The organism is Paenibacillus hexagrammi (assembly GCF_021513275.1).
GTDB classification, from domain to species: Bacteria; Bacillota; Bacilli; order Paenibacillales; family NBRC-103111; genus Paenibacillus_E; species Paenibacillus_E hexagrammi.
Window position 1 is genome coordinate 5714187 of record NZ_CP090978.1, and the last position, 18542, is coordinate 5732728.

General features: G+C 49.2%; 14 protein-coding genes and 6 pseudogenes. 8 read left to right on the top strand and 12 right to left on the bottom strand.

The features are described from left to right. Positions 1-27 precede the first annotated feature (27 nt). Positions 28-399 carry a hypothetical protein gene (locus L0M14_RS26120; protein ID WP_235119355.1) on the bottom strand — a complete coding sequence of 124 codons (372 nt, stop codon included), beginning with the start codon at positions 397-399 and terminating at the stop codon, positions 28-30. Between the two features lie 106 nt (positions 400-505). On the opposite strand from L0M14_RS26120, the gene L0M14_RS26125 reads away from it, so the two are divergent. The 4 genes and pseudogenes from L0M14_RS26125 (at position 506) to L0M14_RS26140 (ending at position 4839) form a co-directional block, all read left to right on the top strand. Next, a complete protein-coding gene (locus tag L0M14_RS26125) occupies positions 506-1276 on the top strand; it encodes a peptidylprolyl isomerase (protein ID WP_235119356.1) in 771 nt (256 codons plus the stop codon). A 122-nt stretch (positions 1277-1398) separates the two neighbouring features. Then, positions 1399-4070 (top strand): annotated as a pseudogene (locus tag L0M14_RS26130) (peptidase domain-containing ABC transporter); the annotation flags it as partial. 18 nt (positions 4071-4088) lie between these two features. Further along, entirely contained in the window at positions 4089-4349 is a 261-nt protein-coding gene (locus L0M14_RS26135; RefSeq protein ID WP_235119358.1) for a hypothetical protein, read from the top strand. Positions 4350-4494: 145 nt separating this feature from the next. Beyond that, positions 4495-4839, top strand: a complete 345-nt coding sequence (locus L0M14_RS26140; RefSeq protein WP_235123038.1) for an SRPBCC domain-containing protein — start codon at positions 4495-4497, stop codon at positions 4837-4839. A 126-nt stretch (positions 4840-4965) separates the two neighbouring features. On the opposite strand, the pseudogene L0M14_RS26145 reads toward L0M14_RS26140, so the two are convergent. Beyond that, positions 4966-6398: pseudogene (locus tag L0M14_RS26145) on the bottom strand (MATE family efflux transporter). Between the two features lie 94 nt (positions 6399-6492). After that, positions 6493-7356, bottom strand: a complete 864-nt coding sequence (locus L0M14_RS26150; RefSeq protein WP_235119359.1) for an aldo/keto reductase — start codon at positions 7354-7356, stop codon at positions 6493-6495. 380 nt (positions 7357-7736) lie between these two features. Between L0M14_RS26150 and L0M14_RS26155 the strand changes: the two genes are divergently transcribed. Beyond that, complete coding sequence (locus L0M14_RS26155) at positions 7737-8477, top strand: AEC family transporter (protein ID WP_235123077.1); 741 nt, start codon at positions 7737-7739, stop codon at positions 8475-8477. Then, a complete protein-coding gene (locus L0M14_RS26160; RefSeq protein WP_235123039.1) occupies positions 8365-8658 on the top strand; it encodes an AEC family transporter in 294 nt (97 codons plus the stop codon). Before L0M14_RS26155 ends, L0M14_RS26160 begins: the two co-directional genes overlap by 113 nt. 38 nt (positions 8659-8696) lie before the next feature. Here L0M14_RS26160 and L0M14_RS26165 read toward each other — a convergent pair. From L0M14_RS26165 to L0M14_RS26175, 3 genes and pseudogenes are all read right to left on the bottom strand, one after another. Beyond that, positions 8697-8819, bottom strand: a pseudogene (locus L0M14_RS26165) (carbohydrate ABC transporter permease); the annotation flags it as partial. Continuing rightward, positions 8809-8955: pseudogene (locus L0M14_RS26170) on the bottom strand (SDR family oxidoreductase); the annotation flags it as partial. The pseudogenes L0M14_RS26170 and L0M14_RS26165, both read right to left, overlap by 11 nt. 230 nt (positions 8956-9185) lie before the next feature. Further along, entirely contained in the window at positions 9186-9512 is a 327-nt protein-coding gene (locus L0M14_RS26175; protein ID WP_235119360.1) for a Dabb family protein, read from the bottom strand. Between the two features lie 477 nt (positions 9513-9989). Between L0M14_RS26175 and L0M14_RS32275 the strand changes: the two are divergent. Both L0M14_RS32275 and L0M14_RS26180 read left to right on the top strand, forming a co-directional pair. Next, a pseudogene (locus L0M14_RS32275) lies at positions 9990-10406 on the top strand (polysaccharide deacetylase family protein); the annotation flags it as partial. Between the two features lie 153 nt (positions 10407-10559). Further along, positions 10560-14885, top strand: a pseudogene (locus tag L0M14_RS26180) (endo-1,4-beta-xylanase). A 154-nt stretch (positions 14886-15039) separates the two neighbouring features. Here the strand turns inward: L0M14_RS26180 and L0M14_RS26185 are convergent. From L0M14_RS26185 to L0M14_RS26210, 6 genes are all read right to left on the bottom strand, one after another. Beyond that, complete coding sequence (locus tag L0M14_RS26185) at positions 15040-15435, bottom strand: retropepsin-like aspartic protease (protein WP_235119361.1); 396 nt, start codon at positions 15433-15435, stop codon at positions 15040-15042. Then, on the bottom strand, positions 15426-15683 hold the full coding sequence (locus L0M14_RS26190; RefSeq protein WP_235119362.1) for a hypothetical protein: 258 nt from the start codon (positions 15681-15683) through the stop codon (positions 15426-15428). Before L0M14_RS26190 ends, L0M14_RS26185 begins: the two co-directional genes overlap by 10 nt. A gap of 141 nt (positions 15684-15824) precedes the next feature. Next, positions 15825-16229, bottom strand: coding sequence for a DUF3995 domain-containing protein (locus L0M14_RS26195; RefSeq protein ID WP_235119363.1), 405 nt, complete (start codon positions 16227-16229; stop codon positions 15825-15827). 28 nt (positions 16230-16257) lie between these two features. Further along, on the bottom strand, positions 16258-16821 hold the full coding sequence (locus L0M14_RS26200; RefSeq protein WP_235119364.1) for a TetR/AcrR family transcriptional regulator: 564 nt from the start codon (positions 16819-16821) through the stop codon (positions 16258-16260). Positions 16822-16949: 128 nt separating this feature from the next. Further along, positions 16950-17870 carry a hypothetical protein gene (locus L0M14_RS26205; RefSeq protein WP_235119365.1) on the bottom strand — a complete coding sequence of 307 codons (921 nt, stop codon included), beginning with the start codon at positions 17868-17870 and terminating at the stop codon, positions 16950-16952. Between the two features lie 11 nt (positions 17871-17881). Beyond that, complete coding sequence (locus L0M14_RS26210; protein WP_235119366.1) at positions 17882-18415, bottom strand: RNA polymerase sigma factor; 534 nt, start codon at positions 18413-18415, stop codon at positions 17882-17884. Positions 18416-18542 lie beyond the last annotated feature (127 nt).

Below are 18542 nucleotides of genomic sequence, written 5' to 3' on the forward strand. Positions count from 1 at the left end.
AATTATCCCGGCACGTTGTCGGTACGATTATGCATGTATAGCTGTAAGGGCAAAACATACGGCCGTAATGAAAGATAAAGGCGTCATTACCCATCTTTCCTTCGGACTTTTGGAGAAGGCATTCATCAAAGTATTGAGCAGTAGATAGGCGGCAAACAAATAGCAAATTAACTTATCATAAGGCAAACCGATCTGCAAGACCCGCCCCGCTTGCCATACATACAAAATAGCAATGACTTGAATGATAACGGAAACGCCGCAGGCAATCCTCATCTGTCTGGGCAATACGAGATATTTCCCGCCCATCGCGAATTCCCCATACGGCAAACCCAGGACTAAAAGCACATACAAGACAGCTATCAGCATAAACGCAATACTTCCGATCCAGGCAGTTATCATACTTCCCCCCCTTTTTCCTCTCGTATATGGCAAGATTTAAGCCCTACATCTCCTCTCATCATGATAGAATAAAAGCAAAACTATCACAATGCGAGGAATGTGACAATTGCATACTATAGATGAATTAATTGCCATTCGGGTGGAGGAGCTGGAGCTCACCTTGAAGCAGCTGCTTCAGCGGAACAAGCTGGGGACACTCGCGGAGATGATCGACCGTACGAGGAACGCTCTCGTGATTGAGCGCTGGGCGAAGGAGCAAGGTATTGAAGCTGAAGCGGCCGCTCTGCAACAGCTCATTACTCAGTTCCGGAAGGCTCATGGACTCTTTACGGCTGCGCAGGCCAAGGAATGGCTCGAGCACAGGAATATGCAGCTGGAGGATCTGGCAGCCTGTCTTCACCCTCAAGTGCTTCGGCAAGCCTTGACCGATTCCGTTGTTTCGGAGGGGGAGGTCCGGCATTATTTTCAAGAGCATATGCTAGATTTTGAAAGAGCGGAGATCTCCAGGATTGTCACGGGTGACTACGGTCAATGTCAGGAGCTCCTGTTCCGCGTCGAGGAGGGAGCCGACTTTCATGCGATGGCGCGTCAGTATTCGCTGGATACGGCCACAGCCAAATCAGGTGGTTACGCAGGCATCGTTACACGGGACATGCTGGAGCCCGAGGAAGCAGCCGCTCTGTTCGCTGCAGACAGCGGCACTGTCCTCGGTCCTTTCGAGCGGAGGCGGGAATTCATCCTATTGCTCGTAGAGAAGCTTTATCCTGCCGAGCTTGACGAAGAGACAGCAGAGCACATCCGCCAGATACTGTTTCAGCACAAGCTGGAAGCCTACCAAAGCACACTCACCATTAGCGAGGATATATGGAATCTATGAGAGGAATGGAACGTGTGAACGAAAACAGCATCGACTATTTACATAACATTGCGCTGTTTGATGTGTTTAGTGTCGAAGAGAAACTTCTCTTGGCCCACCATATGCAGCGGGAAAGCTACAAGATGGGCCAAACGATCGTGGATAAAGACGGCTCCTCGGACTCGTTCTATATTATCGTATCGGGCAAGGCCCGTAAGATCGGTCATAACGCGATCGGCAAAGAGACGAATCTGGGACTCATGCAGCCCGGCGAGCACTTCGGTGAGCATATTCTGCTCCAGGAGGGGACAGCCCCGCCTTTCCTTATTCGCGCCTCCACCGACCTGGATGTACTGCGGATCAGCCGCGTTCAGTTTCAACAGATGATTACCGAGCATCCGACGCTGGACAACTATTTTCGCGAGTTTATTTCTTCGGACATATTGCGGTCGTTCCTGAAAAACAATACGGTGCTGACCCATGTCGACCACGCTGCGATTCGCTCACTGCTGGATAATCTGGAGGTCCGCACCTATGAAGGGTCCGAGTATCTGGTACGCGAGGGCGATGACGGTGATGCCTTCTACATTCTCAAGTCGGGAACGGCATGGGTAGAAAAGGGCAGCGAAGGCACCGTTGTGAATCGTCTGTATCCCGGCGATTTCTTTGGAGAGCTGGCGCTGCTTACCGGCGAACCGCGCAAAGCAAGTATACGGGCGGCGGAGCCTGTAACGGTGTTCCGGTTAGCCAAATCGGACTTTGATGAGCTGATCCGCCGATATCCGGTCATCTTGGAATCCATACGCCGAATCTCGGCGCATTATACGGCCAATGCCATGCTGATGGTGGATGCCCCGGACGAGCCGGAGTCGGCTGCGGCTTCCGACTATGTCCACATCCCGGACGATGACAAGCTCCCATCTCCCTTCCGCATGCCTTCATTTAAGCTTTGGCGCAGGCGGTATCCCGCACTCATGCAGCAAAACGAGATGGACTGCGGGCCGACCTGTCTAACCATGATCTCTCGTTATCATGGCATGAAAGCCAGCGTCAACCGGATGCGCGAGAGATGCAACGTAGGAGTCGAGGGGACCTCGATGCTGGGACTTATCGAAAGTGCCGACGCGCTGGGCTTCGAGACGAAGGGGATCAAAGCGACAACAAACCTCTTGTCCGAGCTGCCGACCCCCTTCATCGCACATTGGAACGGCAACCATTATATTGTCGTTTACGAAGTCAGGGGAAATTCTGTAACCATCGCCGACCCTGGAGTGGGCTATCTCGATACGGTGACGATCGAGTCCTTCGGAAAGCATTGGACCGGTTATGTCATTACACTAGAGCCTACCTCCCGATTTACGAAAATGGATGAGCAGGAATCGCTATGGGGACGTTACATGGCCTACTTCAAGCCTTTCAAAAAGCTGATGCTGTCGACTTTGGCCCTATCCGTCATGATTGAGCTGATCTTCTTGATTTTCCCGATTATGACTCAGCAAATTTTCGACCGGGTCTTGAACGATGTCAACTTGTCGCTGCTGCATGTTTTGTTAATCGCCATGCTTACACTCACTTGTGTGAATACAGCAGGGATGACGCTGCGCCAGCTGCTGCTCGGGCGTCTCGCTTATGTCATTGATCAATCCATGCTCGAGAACTTTTATCGTCAGTTGTTCCGGCTGCCCTATACGTATTTTACAAAAAGGACCTCCGGCGATATCCTGACCCGTGTCTATGAGAACGAACGGATCCGCAGTCTCATCACTGACCATGCGATTGAACTGCTGCTTGACGTGTTAACGCTCTTTGTCTACGGCGGCCTGATGATCTACTACCATTTCGGCCTGGCTTTGATCTCGCTGACGCTCATGCCAATCTACATCGGCTTATATATGTACATGCTGCCGAAGATGCGCATCAACTTCCGCAAGCAGATGGGTGCGGAGGGCGAGTCGCAGACCCATGTGGTGGAGTCGATCAATGCGATCGCTACGGTCAAAGGGCTTTCGATGGAAAAAGCCGTTCGCAGCAAGCTGATGAGCAAGCTGCAAGAGCAGTTGAAGCTGCGTCTGCAAGGAAATCGGCTCGAAGCCTACACGAAGACGGCAGCCACTACGCTGCGCTCGATCAGCAATCTGATTCTGCTCTACTTTGGCTCCAAGCTTGTGATGGAGGGACAGCTTAGTGTCGGTGAGCTTGTTGCCTATACCGTCCTGTTCACTTCCTTTATGTTCGCCCTGGAATCCATCTCCCAGCGCAGCGGTGAGCTTTCGGGAGGGCGGATTTCGATGGAGCGGTTAAATGATGTGTTCGAGTCCACTCCCGAGCACCCCGAGCCGGAAAAAATGCGCCTGCTGCCTACGATCCAAGGCCATATTCGATTCGAGAATGTCTCTTACCAATATTACCGCGGCGGGAAAATGATTCTGCAGAATCTCGACCTCGAGATTCAACCCGGCCAATCCATCGCGCTTGTCGGGCGAAGCGGCTCCGGCAAATCGACCATCGCCAACCTGCTGCTCAAGCTGCTCGAGCCCTCAAGCGGGGCCATCTATATCGACGGCTATCCGCTTCGGGAGGTGCACGCCGCATCCATACGCCGACAGGTTGGTGTCGTGCAGCAGGAGACCGTGATCTTCCGAGGCACGGTCAGGGACAACATCGCGCTGAACAACGAGAACGTCTCGTTCGACGAAGTGGAGCGCGCCGCCCGCCTAGCCGGAGCACACGAATTCATCGAAGCGATGCCGCTCAGCTACGACACGATGATCGGCGAAGGCGGTATCCGTCTATCAGGGGGCAGCGGCAGCGGATTGTCATAGCGCGCGCGCTCATGAACGACCCGCGCATCCTCATCTTCGATGAAGCCACGAGCGCCTTGGATACGGAGTCAGAGCGCATCATCCAGCAGAACATGGATGAGATGCTGCGGAACCGCACCACGCTGATTATAGCTCACAGACTCAGCACAATACGGAACGCCGATTTGATTGTCGTGCTGGATCAAGGTACCATCGCAGAGATGGGCACGCACGAACAACTGCTGCTAGAGAAAGGCATCTACCATCACTTGGTGCATCAGCAATCCGTGTAAAGTCATAGAAACTGTAAAAAGAGGGTGACCCAACAGGCACGAGCATGGCTGCCGTACTCCCTTACGGTAGACGAGATGGAATCGTTTATTTTGGGAAGCGCTGACTTCCAGCCAATACACGGAACAATATTTTTTCGGAAGCCGGATCGAGTCCGATTGGCGGGAAGGCTCTAGCGTAACATACTCGCGAAATGGGGAAGTCACGGACCACGGGCACATCATCGAGTGCGAGCCTCACCGCCTCCTGTCCTTCACATGGCAGTACGTAGGGGACAAAACCGAGCGTGAGCGGCCGACGCGGGTGAATTTCCAGCTAACTCCGATGGGCCAGACGGTCAAATTATCTCTGAAGCATGAGGATTTGCTGCCATCGGATTGGGATGAACGGGATGATACGTTTGAAGGATTCAATAATGGCTGGCCAGCTGTGCTTAGTAATTTGAAAACATTGCTAGAGACAGGTAACACACTGCCGCCCATTTCCATTTAGTCGAACAGATTCGTGCTTGGCGGTGAATTGGAGAAAATCTACGGAAGTTCGCAGTGGACCCTACTTGATCGACAAGCTAAAGGCACTGCCCCGAGGGGGACAGTGCCTTTTTATACGATCGCAGGATTATATTTCCTCCGACTCTGATTCAATTAATCGATGCTTATACCATTTCTCTCCACGAAACCTCATGAGGAAAATAGCGCCCCTGACGCCCCACTCGATATTCATCGCCAGCCATACGCCGACAATGCCGAAATGCAGCACGATACCGAGGATATACCCCAGCACAACCCGGAAGAGCCACATGGAGAGCATGGATGTGACGGACGTATACTTAGAGTCGCCTGCGGCCCGAAGCGCTGATGGCAGCAAGAAGCTGATTGGCCATAGCGGGATCTGGGCAATGGCAGTGATCAGCAGTACCAGGAAAATATCATCTATAATATCCGCAGGAGGATGAAACAAGCCTACTAACGGATGGAACAGCGGAAGCACGATCAGCGACATGATAAGAAAAGATAACGACGATAAGCCAAGGAACGATTTTGTCAGCTTTTTGGCGTCACGGATGTTCCTGCGGCCGATACATTGGCCCACTACCGTAATCGCGGTCAAAGACAGCGCATTAGAAGGAATCTGCAGTGCGCCTGCCAACGAGGAAGCAATCGCATTGGTCGCCATGGCGTAAGTCCCCAGGCCAACAATAAAGATTTGGGTCAATATTTTGCCCCCGTTAAAAAACATCTGCTCTGACGCGAACGGAAGACCGATATATAAGATCTTTTTCAGCATCGCGCCTTGGACTCGAATCATATCACGCAAGCGGATGTGCAGATTTACATCCATTCGAACCAAGAAGTAAATGGCAAATACAGCTGCAGCGTATCGGGATATGTTAACAGAAATCGTTAATCCGAGTACCCCCATATGCAGCAAGTGGATGCATACCAGATTGAGCAGTACATAAGAAAGATTCATGATCAGTGAGAGGACCAGAGATGCCCTGGACCTCCCAATTCCGCGAAGTGCTCCGCAAACCGCCTCAACCACCGCGATCCCTACGAATGACACACTGCTGCCGATTACATAGGTTTTCGCATTTGCGAACACATCCGGCGAGGCCGACCCGAACAAAATTTGAAGCAGTGGGTGATGCAGGACGAGAACCGCTACGCTGATGCACAGCGCCAGCAAAGATACGGAAGACACGGAACTGGCAGCCGCTGTGGAAACCATCTGTTCATTGCCGCTGCCTTTGTACTGCGCTACGACTACGGTCCCCCCGTCGATACGGCTACAAATACACTGATTAGAAAAATGTTTAGAGAATCGACCATATTGACCGCACTGACGGCCGCAACACCCGACGAGCTAATCATCGCGGTATTCACCAGGTTCAAACAAGCAATAAAGGCCTGATCAACCAGAATCGGCAAAAACAAGGCGAAAATCTGACGATAATCGATGGACTCCCCTGACAGATACTTTTCTAGAAAGACTCGCAGCTTCAACACAGTATCACATTCTTTTTGTCGTAGTTGTGGAAACCCCTTCATTATACTACTAAACGAAAGCAAGTACAGGAATCTACACGAAAAAAAACAAGAGCGCCTCCCTCCATCTGCAGACGGATGCGCGCTCCTGATAGGGCTAGAGCCTCTCGGCCCATTCTTCCTGATTGCTCCAATCTTTCGCCTTCCAGCGTAGGACGTCGGGGTTCGCCATATGGATGATTTCTTTGAAAAACTCAAGCTTCTCCAGATCCGTCATCGGCTTAAAATCCTTGGCGACCCGCAGATTATTCTCCAGCTGCTCCATCGATTCCATCCCGATAATCGCTGTGGAGATGGGCAGCGACCACGTGTAGCGCAGCGCTTTTTCATACCACTGAGCCAATCTGCCGAGTCCGATCACCTTCATACCAATGACCGCCACACCCTTCTCGTTAGCTTTGGGCAGAAATTCATGAGCGAAGCTGTAAATAAAGTGATCCGCTGCGGATAAAGCGACTAAAGCGCTGTCGAATGGAAACCGTTCGATCGCTTCCAGCTGTACGTTCGGATTCGTATGGCCGCTTAAGCTGATATGCTTGATGATCCCCTGCTCCTTAGCTTCGATCAATGCTTGCAGCGCGCCATCCTTGGCAAAACAGGCATCGAGCTGCTCCATCGTCCGCACATCATGCAGACGCCACTCCTCGACGTGATCGGTTTGAAGTCGCTTCAAGCTCGCTTCCAGCGAACGCCATGAGCCGTCTCTAGTCCGGTCTATCGTCTTGGTCACAATCCACACCTTCGACCTGCGGCTTCCAAAGGCTTTACCGAGCCGTTCTTCGGATTGCCCGTTTGAATATATCGGGGCTGTGTCAAAGTATGTAATCCCTTCATCGATAGCACGATTCACAATTTGAATCGCTTCTTCTTCTGTACAGTTATGCTCGTCAACAATACGCTGGGCACCGAAACTAAGAATCGGGAATTCTTGCCCCGTCCGTCCAAATTTACGTGTTTCCAACCTGTTTCCTCCTTGGGCAGTCTTACCATCATTTTCACCAGTTCGCGATGAATGAGGCTGACGTTGCTGTTTGACTGCATTCTTATCAGAAGCTTGTCACTTTCATTGTACGCCATGCAAGCCGGATTTACACGTCAGCAGGATCTGAAAGCATTCACAGTTTTTTCGCAAACTGATACAGTTTGTTGGACATTAGTCGAATCTCTTTTCTTCCTTGGACATTGTCCCCTGTGATCTGCATGGTTATGTATTGACATCACACCGTTATGCGTATAACATAACATAAAACAACACGAACGATACTATATTTGTTATATTTGCATAGAGTGAGGACGAAACCGTTCCTTTTTATACAAAATCCCCGAAAGGAGTGGGTAACGATGTCCATCCTATATACGTTCTATCACATTATGCTTCCTCTCCTGATACCCGTTGGAATTGGAGCCATTCTTCATCGTCGTTACAAGTTCGATTTGAATAGTTTTTCCAAGCTCATTATCCATTACTATGTACCTGCTTTAGCCTTCGTCAAGATATATGAAGCGGAGTTGTCAACCAAGCTCATCGCGTCCGTTTTCGGATTTTTAATGATTCAATTTATAGCTATTGTCATTATTGGATATGCGGTCAGCAGGATCATGGGCTATTCCAAGCCGCTAGCCGCAAGCTTCTCCAACAGTGTCTCCTTAACAAACAATGGCAACGTAGGAATACCGATTAACGCTTTAGCCTTCAAGCAAGATGCTTTAGCCATGTCGATTCAAGTCATCGTGGTCGTGTTTGAGCTCTTCGTTACGTTTACATTCGGACTTCTTAATGCGAGCAAAACGGTCTCGGGATTACAAGGATCGCTAGTACAGTTTGCCAAGATGCCGGTTCTATACGCGATTATTGCCGGTACGATATTAAAGCTCTGTCACATACAAATCCCTGATCCGATTCTTCTTCCGTTGGATCAAATTTCCAGCAGGAATGTTCGCCTTCGCACTTGTCTCGATCGGAGCCCAGATCGCTTCTTCCAAGCGGCAGCAGCATACCTCAGCCGTTCTGCTCAGCAGCATCGTGCGACTGATTATATCGCCAATCTGTGCTTATGGACTCATCATGCTGCTGCACCTTGACGGCATTACCGCACAAGCCTTGTTTATTGCGAGCGCGATCCCGACATCACGCAATAGTGCCGCCCTCGCTCTCGAATATGGCAATGAGCCGGGTTTCGCAGCTCAGGCGGTTCTTGTGTCAATGCTTTTAAGCAGCATCACGCTGACCGTCGTCGTGAATCTTGCGATGGTACTCTTTTAATTGAAGCAATAACACCGACCGGAATATGAGGAGCAACTCGGATACTCCTGGTAAGGACCAAACATTTGCGCTAGCATCACGTTAAGCGTGATGAGCTTCTCGCTCTTGACGACGAGCATATCCCATAGGAGCTCTACCCAACGCTCCATGAACAAAATTAATTGTGATTCCTTTCTTACCAAGCTCCTTTGCCAATTGATGCGAAAACTGTTCCACCGCTCCTTTGGAGCCGGCGTACAAGCTGTAGGCCGGGAACATCCGCCCCGTCACAGAGGTGGAGAAATTGATGATCCACCCGTTCAGAATCTTCGGCTATCCTCCTGCTGATTCCTCTGGATGCTCCAGTGATTAAAGCGACTTTTCCAGAAAGCCACTTCTCCATTCATGTCATCTCCTTGTACGTATTCTAGAATAGCAATAAACGGATGCGCTCAAGAAAAAGGGTAGTCCACGACAGCGACCCCTTCCACAAAGGGGCCGACTCCCTGCAATAGGCTCTGATGCAACGGATGCTGGATATAATCCCGTCAAGCCTGCAGATTCGTAAAGGTTACCCGAATGCCTAACGTATAACCTTGTGTATGCTCCACTTCTTCTGTAACGTTAACCCCGACGATAAGGTCTACAATGCCCGGGATCTTATTCTTGAAGGCTTGGACTTGCGTCACTGCTTCTTCTTGTTCCTCAATCGGAACATCAGGCTTAAGTTTCAATAATACGATATGTTCATAAAAGTTATACGATTCCTTATGAATACTTCCTACAGTTGCTGCTACTTTCATTTTCATCATCTCAATGATAGTGGTCAGAATGGCTATGAACTGGCTCAACCACTGGTCTCCGTCTCTTGCCATTCTTGCTTTCATCCCGAAGGATGACTTAACGCACATAGCCATCAGGATATGGGCTTTGTGCTTACACCAATATGACCTGTTATGAACCGTACCGCAGCCGTTAACGGCAAGGGAATGTCGCATTTTGTCGAAAAAAAGACGTTAATTATTTCCGGTTTATCCTTTAGTTCTGCTAGTGAAAAGCGGATTAGGTCCATGATATAGTTGGACTCACGAAAGGAGGAGCATGTTCAAACGCCTCAATGTAAACGCTTTATTTCTAACTATATTCTCTCAGGGGGAATGCATGAAATGAGTAGATCGTTCAAAAGAATCACCTCGGCTCTGCTTGCAGCAGCATTACTTGTTCCAGCAGGCTGGGCATCAACACCGGTTGCCAAAGCTACGGCGCCAGAGATACCCGTCATGTTGTATCACCGGATCGTTGCGAATACGCCGGATGATTACAGCACGAGTGTGGATAATTTTACGAAAGAAATGAAATATCTGAATGATAACGGCTATCACACGTTGTCTGCCGAGCAATATATCAATATCCGTGAAGGCACGGAAACAGCGCCGGATAAACCGATCCTGCTGACCTTTGACGACGGTACGCCCGATTTTGTCACCAATGCTCTGCCGGTATTAAAGCAATACGACATGAAATCTGTGGAGTTTATTATCAGCGACTGGATCGACGGCGGCTACAGCATGACCAGCGCCCAATTGGAAGCGCTTGCTTCTGAGCCTAGCGTTAGTCTCCAAAACCATTCCAAGACACACAACAACGATACTTCTAAAGGTGGAGTTTGGACCAGCTCGATTACGAAGCAGCAAGCATCTGATGAAATTGCCGCAGCGAATACGTTTCTGAAAGACGTAACCGGCAAGGACCCTGTCCTGCTGGCGTATCCGTATGGAAGCTTTAACGCTAACGCGGAAGCGGCCGCGCAAGAGAACGGCATCAAGTACGCGTTCACGGTCAATAGCTCTAACGGCGCCAACAACTATGAGATGGGCCGTAATATCATGTTGAAGACCACTACGCTGAGCCAATTTGCCTCAATGATCGGCGGACCTGCTCCGGTTGCAGATGAAACCGACACGGTAACGGTGTACCATGAAACCTTTGCAGACGGCAACGGGGCTGCTACACAAGCGGGCAGCGCAAGCTTGACACAGGTGACGGGCAAGGCATTTACCGGTAATTCGGACGGTACAGCCTTATACGTAAGCAACCGCACCAACAACTGGGATGCAGCGGATTTCAAGTTCAGCGACATGGGACTGGAGAACGGTAAAACCTACACGGTAACCGTCTCTGTGTATGTTGACGCTGACGCTACTGTACCTAGCGGTGCACAAGCTTTTCTGCAAACTGTAGACAGCTATGACTTTTTGGCTGGCGCCAATTATGAAGCCGGTAAAGCGCTCACGCTGACCAAGGAGTTTACCGTTGATACCAGCAAAGACACTGCGCTGCGCGTTCAATCGAGTACGGAAGGTGCGGCTGTTCCTTTTTATATCGGGGACGTGCTAGTTACTGCTAAAAAGGCAGTGCCGGAAACGGTAACGGTCTATCATGAAGCCTTTGCAGATGGCCAAGGGGCCGCTACACAAGCAGGCGGTGCAAACTTGACGCAGGTAACTGGCAAGGCGTTTACCGGTAATTCGGACGGCGCAGCCTTATACGTCAGCAACCGCACCAACAATTGGGATGCAGCGGACTTCAAATTCAGCGATATGGGACTGGAGAACGGTAAAACCTACACGGTAACCGTCTCTGTATATGTTGACGCTGACGCTACTGTACCTAGCGGTGCACAAGCTTTTCTGCAAACTGTAGACAGCTATGACTTTTTGGCCGGTGTTAATTATGAAGCCGGTAAAAGCGCTCACGCTGACCAAAGAGTTTACCGTTGATACCAGCAAAGACACTGCGCTTCGCGTTCAATCGAATACAGAAGGCGCGTCCGTTCCTTTCTATATCGGGGACGTACTGGTGACTGAGCAAGCCGTTGTAACCAACGGTGGAGGAAGCGGCGGCGATTCCAGACCTCCAGCTTTACCTTTCAACACCATTACCTTTGAGGATCAAACGGCTAGCGGCTTTGTCGGCAGGGCAGGCACCGAGACGCTAACCGTTACCAACGAAGCGAATCATACTTCAGGCGGCTCTTATGCCCTTAAAGTAGAAAACCGCAGCAATACATGGCATGGACCGGCACTACGTGTAGAGAAATATGTCGATCAAGGCTACGAATATAAAGTTACGTTCTGGGTCAAGCTGATCTCCCCGGATAGTTCCCAGCTTCAGCTGTCCACACAGGTCGGCGATGCCAGCCCTAGCTACAATAACCTTTCCGGCCAAACCATCAGTACCGCAGACGGCTGGGTGAAATACGAAGGAACCTATCGTTATGCGAATGCAAGCAGCGAATATTTAACGATTTATATCGAAAGCTCGAACAACGCTACAGCATCCTTCTACATCGACGATATCAGCTTCGTGCGCACAGATGCAGTTCCAGTTACGATCCAAAAAGATTTAACACCGATCAAAGATGCCTACCAAAATGACTTCCTGATCGGTAACGCAGTATCCATGACCGAAATGGATGGAGTGAGACTCGAGCTTCTGAAGATGCATCACAACATTGTTACAGCAGAAAATGCTATGAAACCGAATGACCTCTATAAGGACGGAGTCTTCAATCCTTCCTCAACGGATATACTAGTTGATCGAATCAAGGCGGAAGGTCTACAGCTGCATGGTCACGTGCTCGTATGGCATCAGCAGACACCGGCATTCCTGACGACAACGACTGACGGGCAAGGCAATTCCGTGCCTCTCGACCGGACGACGGCTCTGAACAATTTGCAGACTCATATCTCCACCGTCATGGAGCATTTCGGGAATAAAGTGGTTTCCTGGGACGTTGTGAACGAAGCAATGAACGATAATCCTTCCAACCCAACGAACTGGAAAGCCGCCCTGCGTCAATCCCCTTGGTATAAAGCCATCGGAGACGACTACGTAGAGCAAGCTTTCTTAGCGGCCAGAGCTGTGCTCGACGCTCATCCGACTTGGGATATCAAGCTGTTCTACAACGATTACAACGAAGACAATCAGAATAAAGCAACTGCGATCTATAGCATGGTCAAAGAAATCAATGACCGCTATGCGCTAACACACCCGGGCAAGCTTCTCATCGATGGCGTAGGGATGCAGGGCCATTACAATAGCAATACCAACCCGGACAATGTAAAAAAATCCCTTGAGAAATTCATCTCTCTTGGCGGCAAGGTAGCGATCTCCGAGCTAGATATCTCGGCCGGAAGCAACTCGCAACTTACCGATAAGCAGGCTACTGCGCAAGGTTATCTCTACGCGCAGCTGATGAACATTTTCAAAGCGCATAAAGACAGCATTCAGCGCGTTACCTTCTGGGGACTGAATGACTCCACGAGCTGGAGATCGACCACTCCTCCGTTGCTATTCGATAAGGATTTGCAGGCCAAACCAGCTTATTACGGCGTCATCGACCCAGATACATTCATGACAAACAACCCGCCTACTTCGTCAACAGCCAACCAGGGTACTGCGCAGTATGGCACTCCTGTCGTAGACGGAACTGTCGATGCGATCTGGAACGATGCACCGCAGATGAACGTGAATCGTTACCAGCTGGCATGGCAAGGCGCATCCGCAGTGGCTAAAGCTCTCTGGGATAACCAAAATCTGTATGTACTCGTCCAGGTAAGTGACACACAGCTTGATAAAAGCAATGCGAACGCTTGGGAACAGGATTCCGTCGAGGTCTTCGTAGATCAAAACAATGGCAAAACCTCTTCCTATGAAGCGGATGATGGACAGTACCGGGTCAACTTTGACAATGAAACATCCTTTAATCCATCAAGCATCGCAGACGGCTTTGCATCAGCAACTAAGAAGAACGGAACCAACTACACCGTTGAGTTAAAAATTCCTTTAAAATCCGTTACACCTGCGATTGATACCAAGCTTGGCTTTGATGTACAAGTGAATGACGCCAAAGACGGCGCTCGTCAAAGTGTCGCTGCTTGGAATGATACAACCGGCCAAGGCTATCAGGATACGTCCGTATATGGTGTGCTTACTCTTGCGGGCCAAGGAAGCAGTGGCAGCAGTAGCAAACATACCGGTGGCGGAGGCTCCCCTTCGCAATCAGCTACTGTGGAAACGAAGGACGGCTCAGTAACAGTCAAGCCTGATGTCAAAGTTGAAAACGGCCGCGCCAAAGGCACCGTTACCAGCGACAGCTTGAAAAAGGCACTAGAGCAAGCCGCTCCAGCAGCAAACGGCAAAAAGCAGTTCACGATTGAAGTACCTAAACAAACAGACGCAACATCGTATGAAGTACAGCTGCCAGCTCAGAGCTTGAAAAGGTCAAGAAGACTTTGACGTTGTGATGAAAACGGACCATGCTACCTTGCAAATTCCAAGTAACATGCTCTCTACTGTCACAGACAGCCCTGAACAGGTATCCATTCGTGTTGAGAAAGCCTCTACAGACGAGCTGGATGCAGCTACCCGCGAACGCATTGGCAATCGCCCGGTCATCGACCTAAGCTTAGCCGATGGTGATAAGGTGCTTGCGTGGAACAACCCGAATGCACCTATAAGCGTCTCCATTCCTTACACGCCGACAGCAGAAGAGCTGGGCAATACCGATCATATCGTCATTTGGTACATCGACGGAAATGGCCATGCCACAGCGATTCCAAACGGCCGATATGACGCAGCAACGGGAACCGTCGTGTTCCAAACAACCCACTTCAGCACGTATGCAGTAGCTTCCGTATCAAGACCTTCGGAGACCTGCAAGACGTAAGCTGGGCTAAAGCAGCCATCGATGCTATGGCGGCACGCGGCATCATTCAAGGAACCGCAGCGAACAACTTCTCCCCAACTGACTCCATCAAGCGAGCTGACTTCATTACGCTTCTTGTAAGAGCGCTTGAACTGAAGGGAGCAGGTACGAACACAAGCATGTTCAGCGATGTGCAGCCATCGGATTATTACTACAACGACCTGAAGATCGCGAAGGAGCTGGGAATCGCCAGCGGCTTCGAGGACAACACCTTTGGGCCAAGTCTGACGATCTCCCGTCAAGACATGACGGTACTAACCGCACGCGCGCTGGCGGCAGCCGGCAAGCAGGTCAAGGAAGCGCAAGCTTGAACGCCTACCCAGATGCGGCAAGCATCTCGGATTATGCGAAAGAAAGCGTCGCAGCCCTGGTGAAAGCCGGCATCGTAACCGGCAAAGACGACGGCATGATCGCGCCTAGCGATTCACTAACCCGCGCGGAAGCGGCGGTTATCCTTTACCGGATTTGGAAGTTGTAGTAGCGTCTCGGTTAACTTAAATTTAACTGATTCAAAAAGCAAAGAAGCTAAGCCGCTTGTATGGGCTTAGCTTCTTTGCTTTTTCTATCTTTTCCGCTCTCTTTAGGAGGTTATAGTCTAGGCAAAGCTATGCTTCATGTCTGAGTTTTTTTATTTAGAAATGTAAGGAGGCATATACTTGCATCTTATTTGTATCAATTATAAGTCCTGCTGTCCGAATGAAATCAAATCCAAGGATACCATCAATTTCTATGCCATAATCCATTGCCCCTATTTCAACTTTGCACTCCTTGACTGTCCAATCGCCTAAAGCAACAGCATCAAACCACTTTGTAAAAACAATTTCCGTTCCACCAACACCGTGTATAATTGCTGTTCGATCCGTACCTTCCGGCTTCACTCCGATTTCTGCGACCTTATCTGCATCCAAAATGGTTCCAGAAGAACCAGTGTCCAACAATACATTTTCCAAACGAAGCCTACGACCCGAGAACACAACGTCAATACAAACGATGGGTAATCCGTGCAACAGCCTCAAAACTATCGCCATCTTTTGAATCCTACCCATTTCTCTTCAATCTTCAAGTCAGGACGCGACGTATGCAAAAAATAAATTTCTTTCCCTGGCTGCTCTTTGTGCAATTGCTTATACCGTTTCATCGCATTCAGTGAGTCATCATAACGATCAATAACAGATATCGAGTCAATGAACCGGAATCCATCCTGTGAATGAGCTTCCACAGCTTCGAATACTACCCATTCCTCAGGAAACTTTTCTTGAACTTCTTCCCAACGCATTCGAATCCCCCTGCACTCCTGTTGGTACTAATTATAACATAACAAAACTCGACCTAATATCATCCAGATCGAGTCATTATTTGTTTATTCCCCTGTAAATTTTTAACAATGAACCAGCCCTCATTCCGCCTCCCCACACCATCACCTGCCAGCCACCACAAGCAAGCAGACTCCAATAAACAGACACAGCGGCGAATAGAGCCGGGTATCCCATTTGGCGAAAAGCGTCCCTCTCTGCTTCTTGAAAAGTCCTACCCAACGGAAGTCTCCAATGGTTCGCAGTATAAATACCGCGGCTAACAACCATCCTCCGCACATTAATAACCAGCTGGGAAACAGGAACCGATGGACCGCTTCGCCAAGCTCTAACACGAACCAGCCCGCCAAGGCTAATGCAACAGCGACTACAACTGTAGCCGTTTTCCCCGGCCGAAACAAGGGTTCTGATCCTGTACTGGGGATGGCCGCCAATGCCCCTTTTCTCCGCCTGCCATCCAGTACAAGTGAATTCCGCTCAACACAAATAACAAGACTCCCACGATCCATGCGAGTACTACCACCATGGTAATCCCTCCTATATTCCTAGTAATTGGGCTCGCAGCATCTCAATATGTCGGTGGCTGTCTTCTTCCGTAATAGATTCATGCTTATGCCGTTCATACCAGCCTAAATAATAATGATATAAGAGGCTGGACTTCTGTTCGGCGATTTCAGATGGCATTCCGACTTTTTCAAAAAGCTGCTGGGCGTACTTCATTCTGGTTTGCTCAATAGCTGCAAGCGTCGGTTCAAAAACGGGGGTTTCCTTGCTTAGCTTCCTGAAGTAAAACAAAAAGTCGCCTTTGCCAGTTGCAGAGAACATCTGTGTCAGCATACTCGTGATCTGATCCTCTTCCCTTTCATGCAAGGAGGAGTTCTGAATCACCTGCTGCGTGGTTCGCTCTGCCCATTGATGAATGAACCGCGTAATAAATTCGATGCGATTTTTGAAATACCAGTAAAAGCTGCTCTTGCTGCAGCCCAGTTCTGTTGACATCTTTTCGATCACTAACCCGTCTATTCCGCTTTGCGCGAACTGCTCGATCCCTTTCTGGAGCCACTGCTCTTCTGTCACGATAACCTTCGGTATGATGCTCACCTCACTTTTCTGTACGTTAACGTCTAGAAAGATTGTATTCCATATCCTGTAAAAACACAACAACTGTACGCTGCCGTTCATAAAAATATCACAGGTAAGATCTGCAGAGCATTGATACCACTCCCCGCCTAATCACGTAAAGGATGCAGCAAATCCACTCCAACTGCGTAATGAAACCTTTCCACCTGACCCCTACTATGCAGTTGAAACTCTTGATGTTCGGGAGAATAAGTTACCTTATCTCCTTCGGTTGCCCGCAACGCTGCATGGAGACTAACGAACTGTATTTGACCGTTCATATTTTTGTAAATGTACATATTTCCATCATGGGTCAAAACGATCGCCTCCTTTACTTTATCTCCGTCCAGGTCTTGCTCATAAATACTCGATGCATCAAGCTGCTCGTAGGCTACGACATTATCTTTTTTTGCATGGATCCAGTACACACATCTTCTTTCAGGCCCACACGTTCCATTCAACCGATAATCAGACAGCCCAAAGGCATCACTCTTCTGAAAGTTGACATTTGTCATTTTCCCATAGCCAATCTCATAAAATTCCCCACTCTTACTATTCGAATCATTAGTGAGTTCAAATCCAAAGTAAGATACAGAATCGTTTCCTGACTTTGTATAATCTATATATCTGCCGACACCACCTACTGAGACCTCTTCGTTGATACGCACAGACGCTAACGGCAGCTTCAGCAAGTGTACGCTTCTAATTCCCTTATCCGTATCAGGAATGACTGTCAAATCTGCCGCAGGCTCGTAATGTAGGACGATGTCATCCATGGAGGATGCATTCGAACTCAAGGTCGCTCTTTCTAACACTAGACTCATTTGTCGAATAACCTCTGGGGATCCATCAACACGAGGTAGGATCAACATACAAGCTATGATTGTGAGCAAAGCGGTCATATAAAAGAGTGATCTCTTCCCTTTCCTTCTCTGTGTCTGTTCAGCCTGAGCAAGTACAGATTGTTTCATTTGTTCTGTGAATGCGCCTTTACCTAATGGGTTTACCTTCACTATGGTTTCCCAATCCATTTTGTCAGGGCTCACTGTTCATTCTCCCCCATTTCATCTCGACTTCTTTTACGCGCTCTGCTTAGTCTGGACTTTACTGTTCCTTCTGGCACATGGAGCAGCTCCGCCATTTCCTGAGTGGCCAGATCATGTTCCAAATGCAGAATCAGAACCTCTCTTAGCTTACGGGACAAACTCATGATGATGTTCCGAAGTTCCGACACCGCCTGATCGGACAGGTAGACAATCTCAGCCGACTGCTCCGTCCGGTTACTTCTCACATTTTCAAACAATAAAATCCTCCGAACGTAACTGGACTTCATTTCATTTATTGCGATATTTCTAGTGATGGAGAACAGCCATGTTTTGAAAGAACATTGACCTCGAAAGCTAGACAGTTTCAAGTGAACCTTAATAAACACTTCCTGTGCAATATCATTGGATTGCTCGTAATTACGGGTCAATGTATAGGCATATCTCCACACGTCGTCGCCGTATTGAGTCATCAGATTGTATAGCTCCGTGCTATCGACGCCTTGTATAAATTTTAAATATTCCGATTCCATGCAGGCCCTCCTTCCAACCTATTAGACAAGACAACATGTCAAAGGTTCCCTAAAACATAATATAATGTTTTGTGCAACGGTAAGAAGAGACCCCTTCCTGGATATGGCCTGCAAAGATTAGCACGCA

Coding starts and splice junctions, on each gene's coding strand:
- L0M14_RS26120 (WP_235119355.1), bottom strand. CDS start 399: ATGATAACTGCCTGGATCGGAAGTATTGCGTTTATGCTGATAGCTGTC.
- L0M14_RS26135 (WP_235119358.1), top strand. CDS start 4,089: ATGAACGACCCGCGCATCCTCATCTTCGATGAAGCCACGAGCGCCTTG.
- L0M14_RS26155 (WP_235123077.1), top strand. CDS start 7,737: ATGTCCATCCTATATACGTTCTATCACATTATGCTTCCTCTCCTGATA.
- L0M14_RS26175 (WP_235119360.1), bottom strand. CDS start 9,512: ATGGCAAGAGACGGAGACCAGTGGTTGAGCCAGTTCATAGCCATTCTG.
- L0M14_RS26185 (WP_235119361.1), bottom strand. CDS start 15,435: ATGGCGATAGTTTTGAGGCTGTTGCACGGATTACCCATCGTTTGTATT.
- L0M14_RS26190 (WP_235119362.1), bottom strand. CDS start 15,683: ATGCGTTGGGAAGAAGTTCAAGAAAAGTTTCCTGAGGAATGGGTAGTA.
- L0M14_RS26195 (WP_235119363.1), bottom strand. CDS start 16,229: ATGGATCGTGGGAGTCTTGTTATTTGTGTTGAGCGGAATTCACTTGTA.
- L0M14_RS26205 (WP_235119365.1), bottom strand. CDS start 17,870: ATGGATTGGGAAACCATAGTGAAGGTAAACCCATTAGGTAAAGGCGCA.
- L0M14_RS26210 (WP_235119366.1), bottom strand. CDS start 18,415: ATGGAATCGGAATATTTAAAATTTATACAAGGCGTCGATAGCACGGAG.